This window comes from Chitinophaga sp. LS1 (assembly GCF_034274695.1).
In the GTDB taxonomy this organism is placed as follows: Bacteria; Bacteroidota; Bacteroidia; order Chitinophagales; family Chitinophagaceae; genus Chitinophaga.
Genome location: NZ_CP128362.1, coordinates 7,406,676 through 7,424,896 on the forward strand (window position 1 = coordinate 7,406,676; position 18,221 = coordinate 7,424,896).

The window sequence follows — 18,221 nt, forward strand, 5'->3', positions numbered from 1 at the left end:
GATGAAAACGATCTTAACAATATTAATAGTCCTTATTCTTTTTTCATCCTGCAGGAAATATCTTGATGTCATACCTGATGATGTCGCTACATTGGAAAGTGCATTTGCCAATGCCAATGAAACACAGGCTTACCTGTTTGGGTGCTATGCCACCTTGCAGAACATGGCCGATGTACGTCGTAATCCGGGTTTCACCACTTCGGGCGAAGTGATATTCCCCTATCCGTTACAGGACCAGACTACACTGGGTGGTGCAGGTGGTGATGCAGGATTCAGCATTATCCGTGGTTTACAGAACAGCGCTAACCCATTGCTGAACTATTGGGATGGTTATAACATGGGGTTGAATATGTGGCAGGCCATCAGGAAATGCAATATCTTTTTGGAGAATGTACATATTCCTCCTGATTTGCCTGACTACCAGCGTAAAAGATGGACAGCAGAAGCGAAGTTTTTAAAAGCATATTTTCATTACTGGCTGATCAGGATGTATGGTCCTATTCCTATTGTGGATGTGAACCTGCCTGTGAATGCATCTATTGATGAGGTAAGGATCAAACAACAACCTCTTGACTCCTGCTTTAACTATGTGGTGAGATTATTAGACGAAGCTATTCCTGACCTGCCACCGGTGATACAGAACCTGGCAGCAGAACAGGGACGCATCAGCGCCACCATTGCACAGGCTGTGAAGGCGGAAGTGTTGGTTACACAGGCGAGTCCTTTATTCAATGGTAATCCTGATTATGCGGGCATGAAAAACCATGATGGGGTATTATTGTTTCCGGCCGCCTACGATGACAGCAAATGGCAACGCGCCTTGCAGGCATGTAAAGATGCGCTTGATAATGTAGGCAGTGCTGCGCTATACCAGTTGAGATTAAGTGGTGGTATTGTACATATGTCTGATACAACCCGTCGCCTGCTCACCATACAAGGAGCCTTTGTAGATAGCTGGAATTCAGAACAGATATGGACGTTGAATCCGCAATTTGGCTGGCAGTATATGGCTTCTCCACGTGTGACTACCGATGCGGCTTCTAATGTATTTGCAGTTTATTCTAATTTCTCTGTACCTATTGCAGAATCAGAAATTTTTTATTCTAATCATGGGGTGCCTATTAATGAAGATAGGACCTTCGACTATAACAACCGTTATAAATTACAGGCAGGAGATGATGCACATGCGTACTACATCAAAAAGGGTTACACCAGTGCCAAAGGCAACTTTAACAGGGAGCCCCGGTATTATGCAGATGTAGCTTTTGATGGCAGTGTATGGTTTGGCTCTGGTAACCTGGATGATAATAATCCCAATTATATCAATGCGGTAAATGGTCCGGCTGCACCACCTGATCAACTGCGTTATAATGCTACCGGGTATTGGGCAAAGAAGCTTGTACCTTATCAGACCACCTTCGGACAGTCCAGCATACAGCAGGGTTATTCATGGCCTTTTATACAATTGACCGGACTCTGGTTACTATATGCAGAATGTCTGAATGAAGTGAACGGCCCTGGTGCAGAAGTGTATGCATGGATTGATAAAGTGAGAGCAAAGTCAGGTTTGGACGGCGTTGTAGCCAGCTGGTCACAGTATTCAATCAATCCAGATAAGTATAGTTCAAAAGATGGGTTACGTGATATTATTCATCAGGAAAGAAGAATTGAAACCGCGTTCGAAGGACAGGCAGGATGGGATCTGAGAAGGTGGAAGGAGTTGCAAAATGTACTGAGTACCCCCGTACAGGGATGGAATGTATTTAACAGAACGACAGATGGTTATTACCAGTTAAAGCTGGTGCAGCAGACTTCTTTTAGTATCAGGAATTACCTGTATCCTATACAGGATTATGATTTGCTCACCAATCCGAATCTTGTACAAACCCTTTACTGGTAAAAATTACACGTATGAAAAAACTCATTTTATTATTGTTGATAGTATCCTGCAAAAAGATGGATGGATACAACGATGTTGTATCTAACGATATGACCAAGCCGGGTGTGGTGACGAATGTGAATGTGGTCAACTTCAATGGTGGTGCTTATATCACCTATACATTGCCTAATTCATCGAATATCCTGTATGTACAGGCAGAATATAAAATCAATGATAAAACAACCAGGCAGACTAAGTCTTCTTACTATTCTGATAGTATTACAGTAAGTGGTTTTGCGGCCAGTAAAGAGTATGAAGTCGTGTTGCATACAGTAAGCCGTGCACAGGTGGTGTCTGATCCGGTAACGGTAAAAGTCCATCCGGATACGCCTCCTTATTTACTGGCAAGGCCTACAGTGGTGATGCAGCCAGACTTTGGCGGGGTGAGTATTACTTGTGAAAATAAGGCGAAAGCAAATTTGGGAATTATCACTATTGCACCAGATCAAACGAAGAAATACCAGATCATTTCGCAGAACTATACAGACGAAGATTCCATCTCTTATAGTCTGCATGGATTTGATACGATTCCACAGCAATTTGGCGTATACGTTACCGACCAGTGGGGAAATATTTCAGACACATTATTCACTACTATCACACCTGTATTTGAAGCGCAGATGGATAAGTCACTCTTCCGCAGTTATTCATTGGGAACAGATGCAAAGACTGGTTTTGGCTGGGTGATAGAGAATCTTTGGAATAATTCAACCGGGTCTCCCGGTTATCATACAGAGCAACCGATACAACCATTGGTATGGCCGGCCGTGATCACATTTGACATGGGTCAGGCGGCGAGGTTGAGCAGATATACTATCTGGAACAGAGGTATTGATGGCAGTGGTACCTGGTTGTGGCAGGCAGGTGCACCACAGACATGGGTGCTTTGGGGAAGAGCAGATACGCCTGTAGACGAAACAATGCCTGATGCAGACCACCTCCCTCCTGTTGGCGGTACGACACCTAATGGATGGATTAACCTGGGATTCTATAATGCGCCAGCCAAGCCATCTGGGTTACCGAACCCGCAATACACGAATGCGGATCTTGCTTTTTGGAATAATGGCTTCAGTTACAATTTTTCACTGAGCTTGCCGAAAGTAAGGTACATCCGTTTTGAATGTGTATCCAATATGGCACAGACTAATACATTTTTTAACATGACTGAACTCACATTCTGGGGTGATCCCAGATAACCTATAAAACGGCATACAATGAGATATCTACTGGTATGCGTGCTACTGTTGGTGGCATGCAGCAAAAAACCGACAGACTACCGTGAGTTTTTGAATGGTACAGAACTGGTGTATCCGGGTAAAGTGTCCAATGCACAGGCGTTACCGGGTGATGGACGGTTGCAGTTAATATGGCAGCCTAGTCCGGATCAGAGCATTGTTAAGTATAATGTATACTGGAATAACGGCACTGACTCCATGACTATCAATTCCACCACACATAATACTTCGGATACGGTTCGTTGTACGATAGCAGGGCTCGCGGAATATGTGTATACATTTATTGTGTATTCTTATGATGCGCAGGGGAACAGGTCTGTGGCTACTGAGATTAACAATGCGAGGGTATATGGTACGGTTTATAAAGCGACATTACATAATAGATTGCCGGAGGCAGATCCTTATTTGATTAATGATGATAACACGGTGACACTGCGGTTTGTGACACCTGATACGATCAATATTACGACGGCGTTAAAGTATACAAATCAGCGTGGAGAAGTGGCAACAGTATGGGTTTCTCCTTTGGAAGATTCATTGAAACTGACCGATTATAAATTTGGTACGCCGATCGTGTATCAATCTTCTTATATTCCGGTTAGAGGTGCGTTGGATACATTTTATACTTCCCGTTATGACACCTTTCCCAGTATACTGCGATTGGTGCAGTGTGATAAGAGTTTGTTCCAGGAGCATGATCTGTGGGGAGATATGGGGATCTATCAATCAGATACGCGGGTGAGTAAATTGTGGGATGGATCTGTAGGTCCGCAGGATTATCCGAATATATATCATAGTGATGGAAATGGGTCGCTGCCGAGGGCGTTGAGTTTTGATATGGGAAAGGTGTATAATCAGCTGAGTGTAATAGAGGAAACTGGTAGAGGGTGTTGTAATAATCCGGATCAGTTTGAGGTATGGGGGATTGATGATCTGACGGATGCAGTGCCTGAGTTGAATTCGGATGATGCGGGGTGGAAGGCGGTGATGCAAAGTAAGGGATGGACGTTGTTGAAGGAAGTGGCGAGATCGGATAATGGGAATGCAGCGGTTAAGGCCAATTTGATGGATAATCCGCCGCCGGTAAGGTATATCAGGATCAGGGTAACACATTGTGCGAATGGATCGAATAATTATGTGAACCTTTCAGAGATTACTTTTTGGAATAAGGAATAAATGGTGAACGGTTGTTATAGGATTGATTCCTTTGGTTATTGGCGGGTAAACTAAAATAAATTGATGAAATATATTTTAACGGCCATTATAGGATTGATCCTTTTGGTTATTGGCGGGTAAACTAAAATAAATTGATGAAGTATATATTAACGGCCATTATAGGATTGATCCCTTTGGTTATTGGCGGGTAAACTAAAATAAATTGATGAAGTATATATTAACAATAATATTTGGAATGATTCCCTCAGTGATCTGTGGGCAAACTTTGCGATATGACAGACCAGCTCAGGTATGGGAGGAGACGTTGCCGCTTGGCAATGGCCGATTGGGGATGATGCCTGATGGGGATGTGAGGATGGAGAAGATTGTGTTGAACGATATAACACTGTGGTCGGGTGCACCGCAGGATGCGAATAATTATGAAGCTTATAAGCAGCTACCGGTTATCAGGCAATTGCTTCGGGAAGGGAAGAATGATGAGGCACAGGCATTGATGGATAAGAACTTCATTTGTACAGGGAAAGGCTCGGGTAGTGTGCCTTTTGGGTGTTATCAGACGATGGGGGAATTGCAGATAGCATTTGAGCATGGGCCGGTGGGATCATATGTTTTTGAGGCGCCGGGAGGATATGAGCGAAAGCTTTCTTTAAATGATGCGATCGCCAGCTGTCAGTATAAAGCAGGGGGTGTAACTTATCATAGAGAGTACTTTACCAGCTTTGATGATGATGTTAGCATTATTCGTTTGACGGCAGATATGCCGGGGAGGCTTACGTGTCGTGTTACAATGAGTCGGGCAGAGAGAGGGGCTACGCGTATTCAGGATAGTACTTTGGTGCTATCAGGCCAATTGGATAATGGCATAGATGGAAAAGGGATGCGGTATCAGGCTGTAGTAAAAGCAAAATTAAAGGGAGGTGTGCTGACGACTGAGGATCATGCGATGGTGATTAAGAATGCGACAGAGATTATTCTGTATATTTCTGCTGGTACTGATTATAAGGATGCGGGATATGTCGAAAGGATGAATAAGGTCTTGAAAACAGCCATGGCAAAACCGTTTAGTATAGAAAGACAACAGCATATCAGGAAGTATGGAAGATTGTTTAATAGAGTACAGATTGATCTTGGGAATGGATTAGATGAAACAACTGATAAGAGACTGGCTGCTACAACAGATAAAGGTTTGCCCGCAGCAACTGATAAAGGTTTGACAACAACCGACAAAAGACTGGCTGCTACAACAGATAAAAGTTTACCCACAGCAACTGATAAAGGTTTGACAACAACAACCGACAAAAGACTGGCTTCATTTTATAATCATCCCACAGAAGATAACGAACTACCGGTAATGTTTTATCAGTTTGGACGTTACTTATCCATTTGTAGTACAAGGCCCGGTTTATTACCTCCCAATTTACAAGGCTTATGGGCCAATCAAATACAAACACCATGGAATGGCGATTATCACCTGGATATAAATGTGCAGATGAATCACTGGCCGCTGGAAGTATCCAATCTATCAGAACTGAACTTACCGCTGGCAGAGCTGGTGCGCGGACTTGTCGCCCCGGGTGCCCGCACAGCAAAGGCTTATTACAATGCACCAGGTTGGGTAGCTCATGTAATCACTAATATATGGGGTTTTACAGAACCGGGTGAAAGTGCATCCTGGGGCGCTACCAAATCAGGTTCCGGTTGGTTGTGTAATAACCTGTGGGAGCATTATGCTTTTACTAATGACACACATTATCTGAAAGACATTTATCCAATACTAAAAGGCGCTGCAGCGTTTTATAATAGTCTGTTGATAAAAGATGATAAAACAGGATGGCTCGTCATGTCTCCTTCCTCCTCTCCTGAAAATGCGTTTTTTCTTCCGAATGGCAATCATGCCAGTATTTGTATAGGAGCGACAATCGATAACCAGATTGTACGGGATCTGTTTAATAATGTGATCACGGCTTCAAAAGTATTGGGTTTGGATGCCGCATTCAGAAATGAATTAGCGAGTAAAATAAAACAACTCCCTCCTGCGGGGGTTATCGCCAAAGATGGCCGGATCATGGAATGGTTAGAAGATTATAAAGAAACCGATCCGCAACACAGGCATATCTCGCACTTGTGGGGATTGTATCCTGCCTCGCTGATCACAACAGAAACAACACCTGATCTGGCAGCTGCGGCAAAGAAAACACTGGAAGTAAGAGGTGATGATGGGCCAAGCTGGACGATTGCTTATAAACTATTATTCTGGGCGAGGTTACAGGATGGAAACAGGGCATTTAAACTATTGAAAGAAGTACTGAAGCCTACTGTAAGAACAGATATTAATTATGGCGCAGGTGGAGGTGTTTATCAGAATATGTTATCTGCAGGTCCACCATTCCAGATTGATGGCAACTTTGGCGCTACGGCAGGCATTGCTGAAATGTTGTTGCAAAGTCATGCAGGGATGATTAATTTTTTACCGGCTATCCCGGATCATTGGAAAGCAGCAGGATCTGTGAAAGGGTTGAAGGCAAGAGGAAATTTCACGGTAGACTTTGCATGGAAAAACGGGGAGGTGATTAGTTATCGTGTTACAGCGCCTCGTGCGGGCCAAAAGGTTAAACTTAAAATAAACGGAGAGATCAGGGAGATCATAGCCAGCAAAAAATAATTCATGATACAACAGACATTGACAAAAGACATACGCTACCCACTCGGACATGGAGCTGGCAGTGACGCTATACATCGCGACCCTGTTTATTCCTACGCCGTTACTTTGTTAAAAGATGATAGCGGCCATACAGGTACAGGGCTGGCATTTACATTGGGAGAAGGCAATGACCTGGTTTGTAAGGCAGCAGATTTTTATGCGTCCCAATTAAAAGGCAGAGATATTGAAGACGTGATGGCAAACTTCGGAGAAATATTTCGCCAGTTATCTAATGAACAACAGTTTCGCTGGCTAGGTCCGCATAAGGGTGTCGTCCATTTGGGCCTTGCCTCTGTGACCAATGCCTGTTATGATCTGTGGGCCAAAAAGAGAGGCGTACCTCTATGGAAATTATTGATCGATCTTTCTCCCGAAGAAATTGTAAATACACTGGACCTCTCCTATCTTGAAGATGAACTAACCTCAAAGCAGGCGATTGCATTGATCACAGCCAACAGAGATCTGACACGAGAAAAGATCACTGTTACTGGATATCCAGGTTATGACACCTCTATCGGCTGGTTCAACTATCCGGATGCACAAATAAAGGAGAATGCGAAAAAAGCCTTAGCAGAAGGATTCAGCGCCATGAAACTCAAAGTCGGTTCTGCGGATGCAGAGCGGGATATCCGAAGGGCAAATCTTATCAGAGAAGTGACGGGTGATGATGTCAAGATTATGCTGGATGCAAACCAGCAATGGACATTGCCACAGGCACTGGATATATGCGGAAGATTACAACAAATGCGCCCTTACTGGATAGAAGAGCCTACACATCCTGATGATGTGATCGCACATCAACAGCTGGCGAAGGCCATTGCTCCTACAAAGCTGGCAGGAGGAGAACATGTACCGAATCGGGTAATTTTTAAAAACTATTTACAGGCTAAATGCATAGGGTTTTTACAGGTGGATGCGGTGAGAGTAGGTGGTGTTAGTGAGTTTATAACAGTGAGTCTGTTAAGCCGGAAGTATGGTATTCCAGTAGTACCACATGTGGGTGATATGGGGCAACTACATCAGCATTTGGTGCTATTCAATCATATTTCACTGGGGCATGAGGCGCTGTTTTTAGAACATATCCCGCATCTGCAGGAGCATTTTACACACCCGGTACGAATCAGGGAAGGATACTACCTTACGCCACAGGAACCGGGTAGCAGCTGTGATCTTAAACAGATATCATCATTCTGATCACCGCAGAAATTGTAGCCACCTGCTGTGACCTTAAACAAATTGCATGCGTATCATTATCATTCTGATCACCACAGGAATTGTAGCCACCAGCTGTGACCTAAACAAATTGTATGAGTATCGTTACCATTCTGACCACCGCAGGATTGTAGCCACCTGCTGTGACCCAAACAAATTGTATGCGTATCATTACCATTCTAACCACCGCAGAAATTGTAGCCACCTGCTGTGACCTTAAACAAATTGTATGCATATCATTACCATTCTGACCACCGCAGGAATTGTAGCCACCAGCTGTGACCTAAACAAATTGTATGCGTATCGTTACCATTCTGACCACCGCAGGATTGTAGCCACCAGCTGTGACCTTAAACAAATTATATGATCATCGTCGTTATTCTATACATCATCATCATCGTAGCAATAGGCCTATGGGCTGGTCTAAAAAAAGACAAAGACCCAAAGGACTACTTCCTGGCAGGCAAAACCCTGCGCTGGCCCATGATCGGCCTCGCATTATTTGCCACAAACATATCCTGTCTTCATTTAGTAAGTCTGGCGCAAAGTGGTTATGACGATGGCTTACTAAGTGGCAACTTTGAATGGATGGCGGCGTTTACCTTAATACTGCTGGCACTATTTTTTGCACCATTTTATATCCGTAGCGGGATCAGTACACTACCCGATTTTTTGGAAAAACGTTATAACCGTGCATGCAGGGACTGGCTTACATTGATCTCCATTATATCTGCCATCACTATCCATATTGCGTTTTCCCTGCTCACAGGTGGTATCGTACTGGAAACATTGTTTGGTGTCAATATGTACACCAGCGTAACGGTAATTGCCTGCATTACCGCCGTCTATACCATTATCGGCGGACTCAGAGCTGTTGTAGTCACAGAAAGTATTCAAACAGTCGTACTGGTATCAGGTGCCGTGATCATCACCATCGCCTGTTTTCAAAAAATGGGCGGATGGCATGCCATGACGGATGTATTACAGGAACATGGACAGATGGATAAGTTGTCTATGCTGAGGAGTGGTGGTAACCTACCCTGGTATGGGGTGTTCCTTGGCTACCCGGTGATTGGTATCTGGTATTGGTGTGCGGATCAAACAATCGTGCAGCGCATATTGGGAGCAAAAAATGAAAATCATGCAAGACTCGGCCCATTGTTTTGTGGCTTTATCAAAATACTGCCTGTTTTTATTTTTATTCTGCCCGGGTTATTTGCCAGCACATTGGCAAAGAAAGGTTTGCTGATTGCACCTGCAGATAGCAAAGGTATTTACACAGTAATGATCACACAGCTGGTACCATCAGGGTTAGCGGGTATTATTGTCGCTGCATTATTATCAGGTTTGATGAGCCAGGTATCAGGGGCACTGAATTCTATATCTACGCTGGTGAGTTTTGATCTGTACAAAAGATTTAAACCATCCGCAAGCGATCAGCAATTGGTGAGAATGGGCCGTATATCGGCAGGCATTGCTTTATTATTATCGATTTGCTTGCTTCCTTTACTCAATAGCTATAATAGTATTTTCAATGGGGTAAATGATATTATTTCGCATATCGCCCCTCCTATTACCTGCGTATTTTTGTTGGGCATTTTCTGGTCACGGGCTTCTGCCAGAGCTGCACAGCTTACTCTATTGATCGGGTCTTTGCTGGGAGCGTTTGTTTATACAATTAATAAATTGTACCCGGCTACCTCATTTGCACAAATTCCATTTATGATGATGGCGTTTTATCTGTTCATCATCTGTTGTATTATACAGGTTTCATTTTCTTTTGTATATCCTATGCAGCATACCGCTGTAAGTGCCACATTATACTGGAAATCGCCATTAGAGCCTTTGAAAAACAAAGGCAGTTACAAGGTCTTATCTATACTGTTATTACTGGTAATGGCGATCCTATATTCAATCTTTAAATAACGAGACATGCAACTTTTGACCGGTAAAATAATTTTGCTAACAGGAGGATCCACAGGTATCGGATTTGAATGTGCATTAAAATATGCAGAAGCAGGTGCGGTAGTCGTAGTGGTATCGAACGATGCTACTACCCTGACCACCGCTATCAATACCCTTGGAGATAACCATTACAGTATCTATGCAGATATCTCACAGACGACAGATGTACAACAGATGATTGCTCTGATATTGGAGAAATACGGTAGGATCGATGTGATCCATAACAATGCCGCGATTGCTCACCCCTCCAAACCATTGCATGAAACGGCGGAGACAGAATGGGATGACCTGATGAACATTAACCTGAAGAGTATTTTCTTAACTACACGATACGGTATTGAGGCATTAAAAAGCAGTAAGGGATGCATTATCAATACGAGTAGCCTGGTTGGTGAAATCGGACAGGAAAATCACGCTGCCTATACAGCGACAAAAGGAGCGGTGAATGCACTTACAAAGTCTATGGCACTGGATTATGCACCTTATCAAATTCGTGTAAATGCGGTGGCACCTGCTGGGGTATGGACACCCATGTTACGCGAATGGGGTAAGTACCAGAACAATGGACAGGGTATTGACGCATATATGAATGCGATTCATCCACTGGGATATTGTCCTGAGGGCGATGTGATTGCGGATGCATGTGTATTTCTTGCATCAGACAAAGCAAGGTTTATTACTGGTCATATTATGCATGTAAGCGGTGGTGCAGAATTAGGTTACAGGGCGCTTAAATATCAGGATTAGTCAGGAAGTATATTATTACAGGTTTGCGCTTCCTACAGGTCTGTATTTATCAAATCAGAAAAGCCGCTTTCCCCAGGAATCAATTTTAATCATGAAGCATATTATCACAATACCTTGCTTCCGCTTCCTACAGGTCTACATTTTTCAAATCAGGAAAGCCGCTTTTCCCAGGAATCAATTTTAATCATGAAGTACATTATTACATTTTTTCTCCTTTTGCAGTTTCCCGCCCATGCGCAGGTCAATATACCCTTTGGAAAGAATAATAAAATCGTCTATGACCTGGCAGCCGGCACATATACAGTGGTCCTGAATGGTCAGTCCACTTTTGAAAATGTGTATGCGATAGCGCAAAATATTGATTCGCGCACAACTGTAAAACGTGGGTATGTGATAAAAAAATCCGGCACAGCTACTGTATATACAGTCAACAGCGGTCCGCTGCTGCAATTGTTTTATACTTTCCCGGGCAAAGATTACTGTATTATTTCTATACAGGTGGCAGGCATGGCATGTAACTACCTATCACCATTAAACACCGCCCAAATAAATGCTTCCGGTCGCATGCTGAATGTTCCTTTTGACAATGATATGTGGTTCAGATATGATGCGCCCTCCATTGAGCATGCCGACTTTACAGGTAGTGAAGTCACCGCGATTTATAATGAGCATAGTGGAATAGTGATTGGATCGTTGGAACAGGATGTATGGAAAACGGGGATTCAGATACATCACAATGCATTGAAAGTATTTTGCGGGTATACTGATTCTCTTCGTACACATGACCAGAAAGCCCATGGCACCGTACGCCCCGTAGATGGTTATTGCCATTCAGCACCGATCTTTATCGGGTATAATAAAGACTGGCGGAATGCCATGGAAACCTATGCTGCCGCGAACAAAACACCTCGTTACGTAGCTGCATGGAAAGCCGCCACACCTATATGCTGGAATAGCTGGGGAGTAATACAGACTAAATTAGATTTTGCAAAAGCAAAAGATGTGGTCAATTTCTTCCATGATTCCTGCACAGGGTATCCTACTGCTGACAATACCTTATACATTGACCTTGACTCCTACTGGGATAATATGACGCCAGAGCAGTTAAAAACCTTCGCAGCATATTGCAGGGAGAAAGGCTTTAAACCGGGCATTTACTGGGCACCATTTGTTGACTGGGGTAAATATGACCGGCAGGTAGAAGGTAGTACTTATCGTTATAAAGACACCTGGACTACGCAGGATGGAAAGTATGCAGATACAGATGGCGGTCGCGCCATGGATCCCACGCATCCTGCAACCCGCCAGCGGATCATTCACTTTATGCAGCGATTTAAAGATATGGGATATGAGATGGTGAAGATAGATTTTCTATCACATGGTGCGATTGAAGGGGACCATTTTTATGATACTGGTGTAACAACAGGTATGCAGGCTTTTCGTAAAGGGATGGAACTGATTGATAGTATGGCAGGGAAAAATATGCTGCTGTATGCTGCTATTTCTCCTAACATTGCTACCGCCCCCTATGTACACATGCGTCGTATAGCATGTGATGCTTTCAACTCAATAGCGCATACAGAATATACATTGAACAGTACAGCCTATGGCTGGTGGCAGTCAAAGATGTATCCATATTTGGATGCGGATCATGTAGTGTTTAAAGATGCATCTTTCAATGCGAATAAAGCCCGTTTAGCATCGGCACTAGTGACCGGCTCCCTTGTAACCGGTGATGATTATGCCGCTGAGGGGCCATGGAAAAAAGTTGCGTTACAATTATTACAGGACAAAGAATTGCTGGCTATTACAAAAAACGGGAAGAGTTTCCGCCCGGTAGATGGGAACAATGTGTTCATGAAGGATGATAAATATATTGCCATATTTAACTACGGCCCCCAGGAACAGGTGTATCGCGTGCCGGTGTTGAAAGGAGGAAATTTTAAGGAGTTATTTAGTAAGAAAACGGTTCCCGTAAGTGATACGCTTACTGCAAAAGTGCAAGGTGGCAGTGCCGTAATATACTTTAAACAATAATAAAGGTTTGTTGTTGTACTCTATATGCTTTTGCAGAAAATAACCAAACCTCTGATCATATGGAACACCACCACCATGGATGCACACATTGTGCATGCAACAATCCTGTTTTGAAACTCCTAAAGGATGAGCTCTTTACCCCTGAAAATTTCGAACAACTCCCCCTCCAAAGGGTTACTGAAAGAAAAAAGCAAACCAAGCCTTTCATGGTCACTGGCGGAACTATACGTCCCATGGTCAACGGAGCTGTTGACACAGTAGAAGCCATTGGCTTCGCAAATGGCGTTGTAGTAGCTACAGGTTCCGAGGCAGAGGTAGCGGCCTTCATGCAGGCAAACTTTCCCGGTTATACCACCAGAAAGTTGGAAGAAGGCAACACCTTACTGCCCGGTCTGATAGAACCCCATATCCACCTTGTACCCACGGCGATGTTAATGGGCTGGACAGATCTGGGTGCATTTGATGGACAGGTGTTGAAACCGGATTATAACATAAAGTCAGTAGGCGCTATTATCGCGAAGGAAGCTAAGCGATTAAGTAACATAGACAAGACCCTTTGGTTCCTGGGTGCAAACCTTGATCCGGCATTGATGCCATTGTTAAATAACAATACAGAGTTATTAACAATAGACATCGACCTGTTAGACAGTATTACCACAGATGCCCCTGTATGTATCATCAGTGCATCTATGCACACCTTGTATGTAAATACACCAGCGCTGTCTTTAATCTGGAATTTCCCGGGTAACCTGGAATTATTACAGGAGTATCATTCATTCAACGAATACAAGAGTAAAACAAAGGGGCAGTTGCAGGAAGCAGCACAAATGGATCCTGCATTAAAAGCAATTCCGCCGATTCAGAAAGCTGACTTCTTCCTGAAATCATTTATTTACTTAAAACAAATCTTTGAGACCGCCAATTCCAGGGGTGTCACCTTTATGCATGATGCAGGGATGACAGGTGGTCAAAAATCCATACTGGATGCTTATTTAAAAGTATTTGCACCGACTGTTCGCATCGGCGCGGCTACGGTTTGTGATACATTAGAAGATGCGCAAAATTTAGGAACATTCAATATACCCGGGGAGTACACAGACATTTACTATAGTCATGTTAAGGTGATCTCTGACGGTTCCAATCAGGGATTGACAGGCTATCAGTCTGACCCATATTTATGTAAGCCGGCCAACAACCATGGCGTATATAATTTCGCCGACAAATATGATGAAAAGCCGACAAATCCGCCACTGTATTTCAGAGATCTGATGGGACATATTATCAAGGATAAAAAGTGGCCTGTTATGATCCATGCAAATGGTGACCTTGCTGTTAATTTCGCTATTGAGGCCTTTAAGGAATTTGTTCATGACCCATTCGCAGGTGTACGGCATAGAATAGAACATTGCTCATTGACCACGCAGGAGAATCTTGAAGACATGAAAAATCTGCAGGTGTCTCCGAGTTTCCTGATTGGCCACGTAGGCTATTGGGGATATGCTTTTAAGAATGCGATATTCGGGGAAAAATCAAATATGCTGGATCTTTGCAAGAGTGCACTGCAGCAAGGCATGCGGATCACACTGCATAGTGACAACTCGGTAAGTCCGCTGGGACCATTGAGAATGATGGAACAGTCTGTCACGCGTATAATGGAGGCTGATCCTGCAGCTGGTGTGCTAAACCCGGCGGAAAACATTTCTCGTGAACAGGCATTGAAAGCGATCACCTACGATGCAGCATGGCAATGTTATGCAGAGCAGTGGACAGGGTCGCTGAAGGTGGGGAATTTTGCAGACTTTGTAGTGCTGCAACAGGATCCGCTGACGATAAAAAATCCATTTATGAATATGCGGAATATTGAAGTGGTTGAGACATGGGTAGCGGGTTTGAAGGTGTTTAGTACCGTGGTTGAAGAGGTGAGTATGGCCTAATATTTAAAAGAGGGTGGATCATAAATAAATGACACTCCTGAGAATCGCATAAAATAGAATCTGGCTCCACCAGGTATCCGAATTAAAGGAGGGTGTATCAAAAGTTAGATACACCCTCCTTTTCAATTATAGCATGTTCCGGATTTTTAGGGTTCCTGTGTTTTGCACATTTGCAATATGCAGGACATTATTCAAAAAATAGAAAATACAGACTGGCAACACATATGCGAAAAAATGCATCAGCAGGGATATGCCATCATTCCGGGTTTATTGTCAACTGAACAATGCGAATTACTGAAAGCAAATTATGACGATGCAAAGTTGTATCGTAAAACGGTCGTAATGGCTCGTTATCATTTTGGGTTGGGAGAATACAAATATTTCAACTACCCCCTTCCTGATACCATTCAAACTATCAGAACGACTATCTATACTAAACTTGCTCCTATTGCAAATGCGTGGTTCAAGGCATTGAATATTAATTTCCAATTTCCATCGGAACATACAGATCTATTGCAACAATGCCATCAAAACGGGCAGGATAAAGCAACTGTTTTGATATTAAAATACGGACAGGGTGGGTTTAATACTTTACACCAGGATCTGTATGGAGATATTTATTTTCCTATCCAGGTAGTGTTGATGCTGAATAAACCTGATAAAGATTTTACAGGAGGTGAATTCGTGCTTACGCAGCAGGTGCCAAGAGCACAATCAAAAGCCATGGTTCTAAAACCCAATAAAGGAGATGTATTAATTTTCACAACGAACTTTAAACCGGAGAAGGGGGCAAAAGGATATTATCGGGTACACATGAAGCATGGTGTAAGTGAGGTTACATCAGGGGAACGCCATACGTTGGGGATTATTTTTCATGATGCAGTTAGTTAGGTGAATGGGTAGAAGAGCAATCTTTAAGAGAGTTTATCAAAAATAAATAAACCTCTTCAGAAATGCATAAAGGACTACTTATCTCCATTAGGTACCCGAATAAAACGAGGCCACTTCTGATACGGCCTCCTTGCATTGAAACATTATTGAATACTATGTAATGCTTTATTTTAACAGCAAAAAAGATTTTGCTTCAGTCAATAATTTTACTTAACTTTTTCTTACATAAGCGTTAACCTTATTCCCTATCAACCGATCACTCTACACTATTTATTTACCCTCAAACCCGTAATAATGAAACACTACTTATCAGTACTGTTATTAGTATGTTGTGCCCTCTTCTCGTGTAAAAAAGACAACCCGGCCACCCAACCCCCTACCCCTGAAAACAAGGCCCGTTATCCTGTTTCATTTAATGTATCTGATTTCACCCAAACCGTTTCTGACCTGAAAAAAAGTGGTGATATAAATGCCAAAGACGACTCCCTCGTCTACAAATTAAATTACCTCTATATCATCGTGTATGACTCTGCCGGCAACTGGTTAAAGGAAATAATCCAGCAGGCCTGGGTCACGCCGAATTTCGGGGTATATGGGGATACGCTGGCGGCAGGGAATTATAAGATTATGGTAGCAGGATCTAAGTCTTACCTGCAGGTAAATGGATTGGATATTAACCCCGCTGATCCTCCGGGGCAATATTCATTTTCCCAGACCTTTGTTAGTTTCTTAAAGAACGCTGCTGTAGCTGATATTAGTGTCGATGACTTCTTTTGTAAAACTGCTACATTCAGTGTCACATCGTCCACTAATCATTTTGATATTAACCTGGAACGAAAAGTCGGCATGCTGGAAGTGAATGTACTGGATGCACCTGATGATCCATATTTCGACATCGCCACCAGTATAGAAGGATACAAATATTTTCCGGCAGTAGACACCTCTCTTTATCTTCGCCGTTCGTCAGTGATCCCTCCTGTCTTCACCAAACTGGCATATTCTCAAAAACTAAGTACGACCAAATGGTTGATGTATGTATTGAATACCACGGAGCCTTTTGATGTGGTGATCAATTCAAATTATGGTGACAATGAGTCGGTTACCACGAATTCGCAGTATAAGGTGATACATAATGTAAGGTGTTATCGAAATAAGAAGACAATCCTTACTGGGTATTTGTATGGAAGGAAGGATAGTGTGGATGTGGATATTACGATTTCTGATCAGTGGGATTCAACAAATGTAGAAATACCGTTTTAAGAACGCGGACGATCTATCAGGTACCTGAGCGAAAAGAGTGTGTATCTTACCATGATACACGCTCTTTTTTATCTCTGCGCCTCATTTCAATTTTTTCAGGTACTGCTCCTCGCAATATTTAAGTTCCGCGTCGTATCCTTTTCTATCTATGAAAGCGGAAGGATTATAAGCGCTGCCGGGCTTATGCTTACTTTGCAGGTCAAACTGACCGGCATGTGAGGCCAACCAGATGTCGAAATGTAAGTTCTTCATCGCATGTAAAGTATACGCGTAATCTTTGGCCATATCCGGGTAACGGGAGATGTCTGAAAAGTGGTTGTCGATAATAACAGTGGGGATGTTAGCAATAAGTACCTTATAAGAACGTGCAGTATCTTTTACATCGAACAGGAAACTACAGGATCCTTTTGTATGACCGGGGTGGTGCAACATAACAAGTTTCATACCTCCCAGCTTGATCGTATCTCCATTATGTAAGATACGATCCACCTTTACAGGTGCGAAAAGGCTGACACTACCACCTTGTAAATAATCAGAATACCCGCCGTCAGCCACCACCGGGGCATCTGCGGCATCTATCATCAATCTGGCACCGGTAGATTTCTTTATGGCGGCCATAGCGCCCATATGGTCATAATGAGCCTGTGTATTTAAAAGGATCTTTGTGTCGGACAGTTTGAATCCCAGAGATTCAATATTGGCTTTAATCATTGGTGCAGAGGCAGCCAGACCGGTGTTAATCAATATATTACCCCTGGGGGTTACAATCAGGTAACAGGCCAGGTCGTAGGTGCCTACATAATAAAGGTTCCCGGCAATCTGAAAGGGTTCGTAAGGTTTACTCCACTCAGGATTGTTAGTGGTTGGAGGTTCGGCTACTTTCTGAGCAGTGGCAAAGAAAGTGATCAATAATAAGCCGATCAAAATCAGGTTTCGCTTTATAAACATATAATTCAATATAGGATTTTATATCTGCGCGAATATACTCAGTAATATCTGTCATTTACTCATTGTCTGTTACTCATCGCATCAATCATATCATATTCTTACATTTACAGCTGGCATACTCAGCATAATTTCCCACCCGCACTACTAATTAAAGTAGCATTTGCTTTTTTATTGAC

At 43.0% G+C, this 18,221-nt stretch carries 13 protein-coding genes; 12 read left to right on the forward strand and 1 reads right to left on the reverse strand.

The window, feature by feature from the left end; all coding sequences use genetic code 11:
* The first annotated feature begins 1 nt into the window (after position 1).
* From QQL36_RS30365 to QQL36_RS30420, 12 genes are all read left to right on the forward strand, one after another.
* Positions 2–1,900, forward strand: coding sequence for a RagB/SusD family nutrient uptake outer membrane protein (locus QQL36_RS30365; RefSeq protein ID WP_321567853.1), 1,899 nt, complete (start codon positions 2–4; stop codon positions 1,898–1,900).
* 11 nt (positions 1,901–1,911) lie between these two features.
* Positions 1,912–3,135, forward strand: coding sequence for a DUF4959 domain-containing protein (locus QQL36_RS30370; protein ID WP_321567854.1), 1,224 nt, complete (start codon positions 1,912–1,914; stop codon positions 3,133–3,135).
* Positions 3,136–3,153: 18 nt separating this feature from the next.
* Positions 3,154–4,350, forward strand: coding sequence for a DUF4998 domain-containing protein (locus QQL36_RS30375; RefSeq protein WP_321567855.1), 1,197 nt, complete (start codon positions 3,154–3,156; stop codon positions 4,348–4,350).
* 205 nt (positions 4,351–4,555) lie between these two features.
* Positions 4,556–7,012 (forward strand): glycoside hydrolase family 95 protein, encoded by a 2,457-nt coding sequence (locus QQL36_RS30380; protein ID WP_321567856.1) that lies wholly within the window; start codon positions 4,556–4,558, stop codon positions 7,010–7,012.
* 3 nt (positions 7,013–7,015) lie between these two features.
* On the forward strand, positions 7,016–8,245 hold the full coding sequence (locus tag QQL36_RS30385; RefSeq protein ID WP_321567857.1) for an enolase C-terminal domain-like protein: 1,230 nt from the start codon (positions 7,016–7,018) through the stop codon (positions 8,243–8,245).
* A gap of 46 nt (positions 8,246–8,291) precedes the next feature.
* Positions 8,292–8,477: a hypothetical protein gene (locus QQL36_RS30390; protein ID WP_321567858.1), complete on the forward strand. Its 186-nt coding sequence runs from the start codon at positions 8,292–8,294 to the stop codon at positions 8,475–8,477.
* 149 nt (positions 8,478–8,626) lie between these two features.
* Positions 8,627–10,189, forward strand: a complete 1,563-nt coding sequence (locus tag QQL36_RS30395; RefSeq protein ID WP_083729207.1) for a sodium:solute symporter — start codon at positions 8,627–8,629, stop codon at positions 10,187–10,189.
* A gap of 6 nt (positions 10,190–10,195) precedes the next feature.
* Positions 10,196–10,975: an SDR family NAD(P)-dependent oxidoreductase gene (locus tag QQL36_RS30400; RefSeq protein ID WP_083729209.1), complete on the forward strand. Its 780-nt coding sequence runs from the start codon at positions 10,196–10,198 to the stop codon at positions 10,973–10,975.
* A 186-nt stretch (positions 10,976–11,161) separates the two neighbouring features.
* Entirely contained in the window at positions 11,162–13,012 is a 1,851-nt protein-coding gene (locus QQL36_RS30405; RefSeq protein ID WP_321567859.1) for a hypothetical protein, read from the forward strand.
* Between the two features lie 59 nt (positions 13,013–13,071).
* Entirely contained in the window at positions 13,072–14,946 is a 1,875-nt protein-coding gene (locus QQL36_RS30410) for an amidohydrolase (protein ID WP_321567860.1), read from the forward strand.
* A 177-nt stretch (positions 14,947–15,123) separates the two neighbouring features.
* Positions 15,124–15,837 (forward strand): 2OG-Fe(II) oxygenase, encoded by a 714-nt coding sequence (locus QQL36_RS30415; RefSeq protein ID WP_321567861.1) that lies wholly within the window; start codon positions 15,124–15,126, stop codon positions 15,835–15,837.
* Positions 15,838–16,131: 294 nt separating this feature from the next.
* The gene (locus tag QQL36_RS30420; RefSeq protein WP_321567862.1) at positions 16,132–17,097 is read left to right on the forward strand and encodes a hypothetical protein; all 966 of its coding nucleotides are present in this window, start codon (positions 16,132–16,134) and stop codon (positions 17,095–17,097) included.
* Between the two features lie 81 nt (positions 17,098–17,178).
* Here QQL36_RS30420 and bla read toward each other — a convergent pair whose 3' ends face one another.
* Entirely contained in the window at positions 17,179–18,045 is an 867-nt protein-coding gene (gene bla / locus QQL36_RS30425) for a subclass B3 metallo-beta-lactamase (RefSeq protein ID WP_321567863.1), read from the reverse strand.
* Between the last annotated feature and the right edge of the window lie 176 nt (positions 18,046–18,221).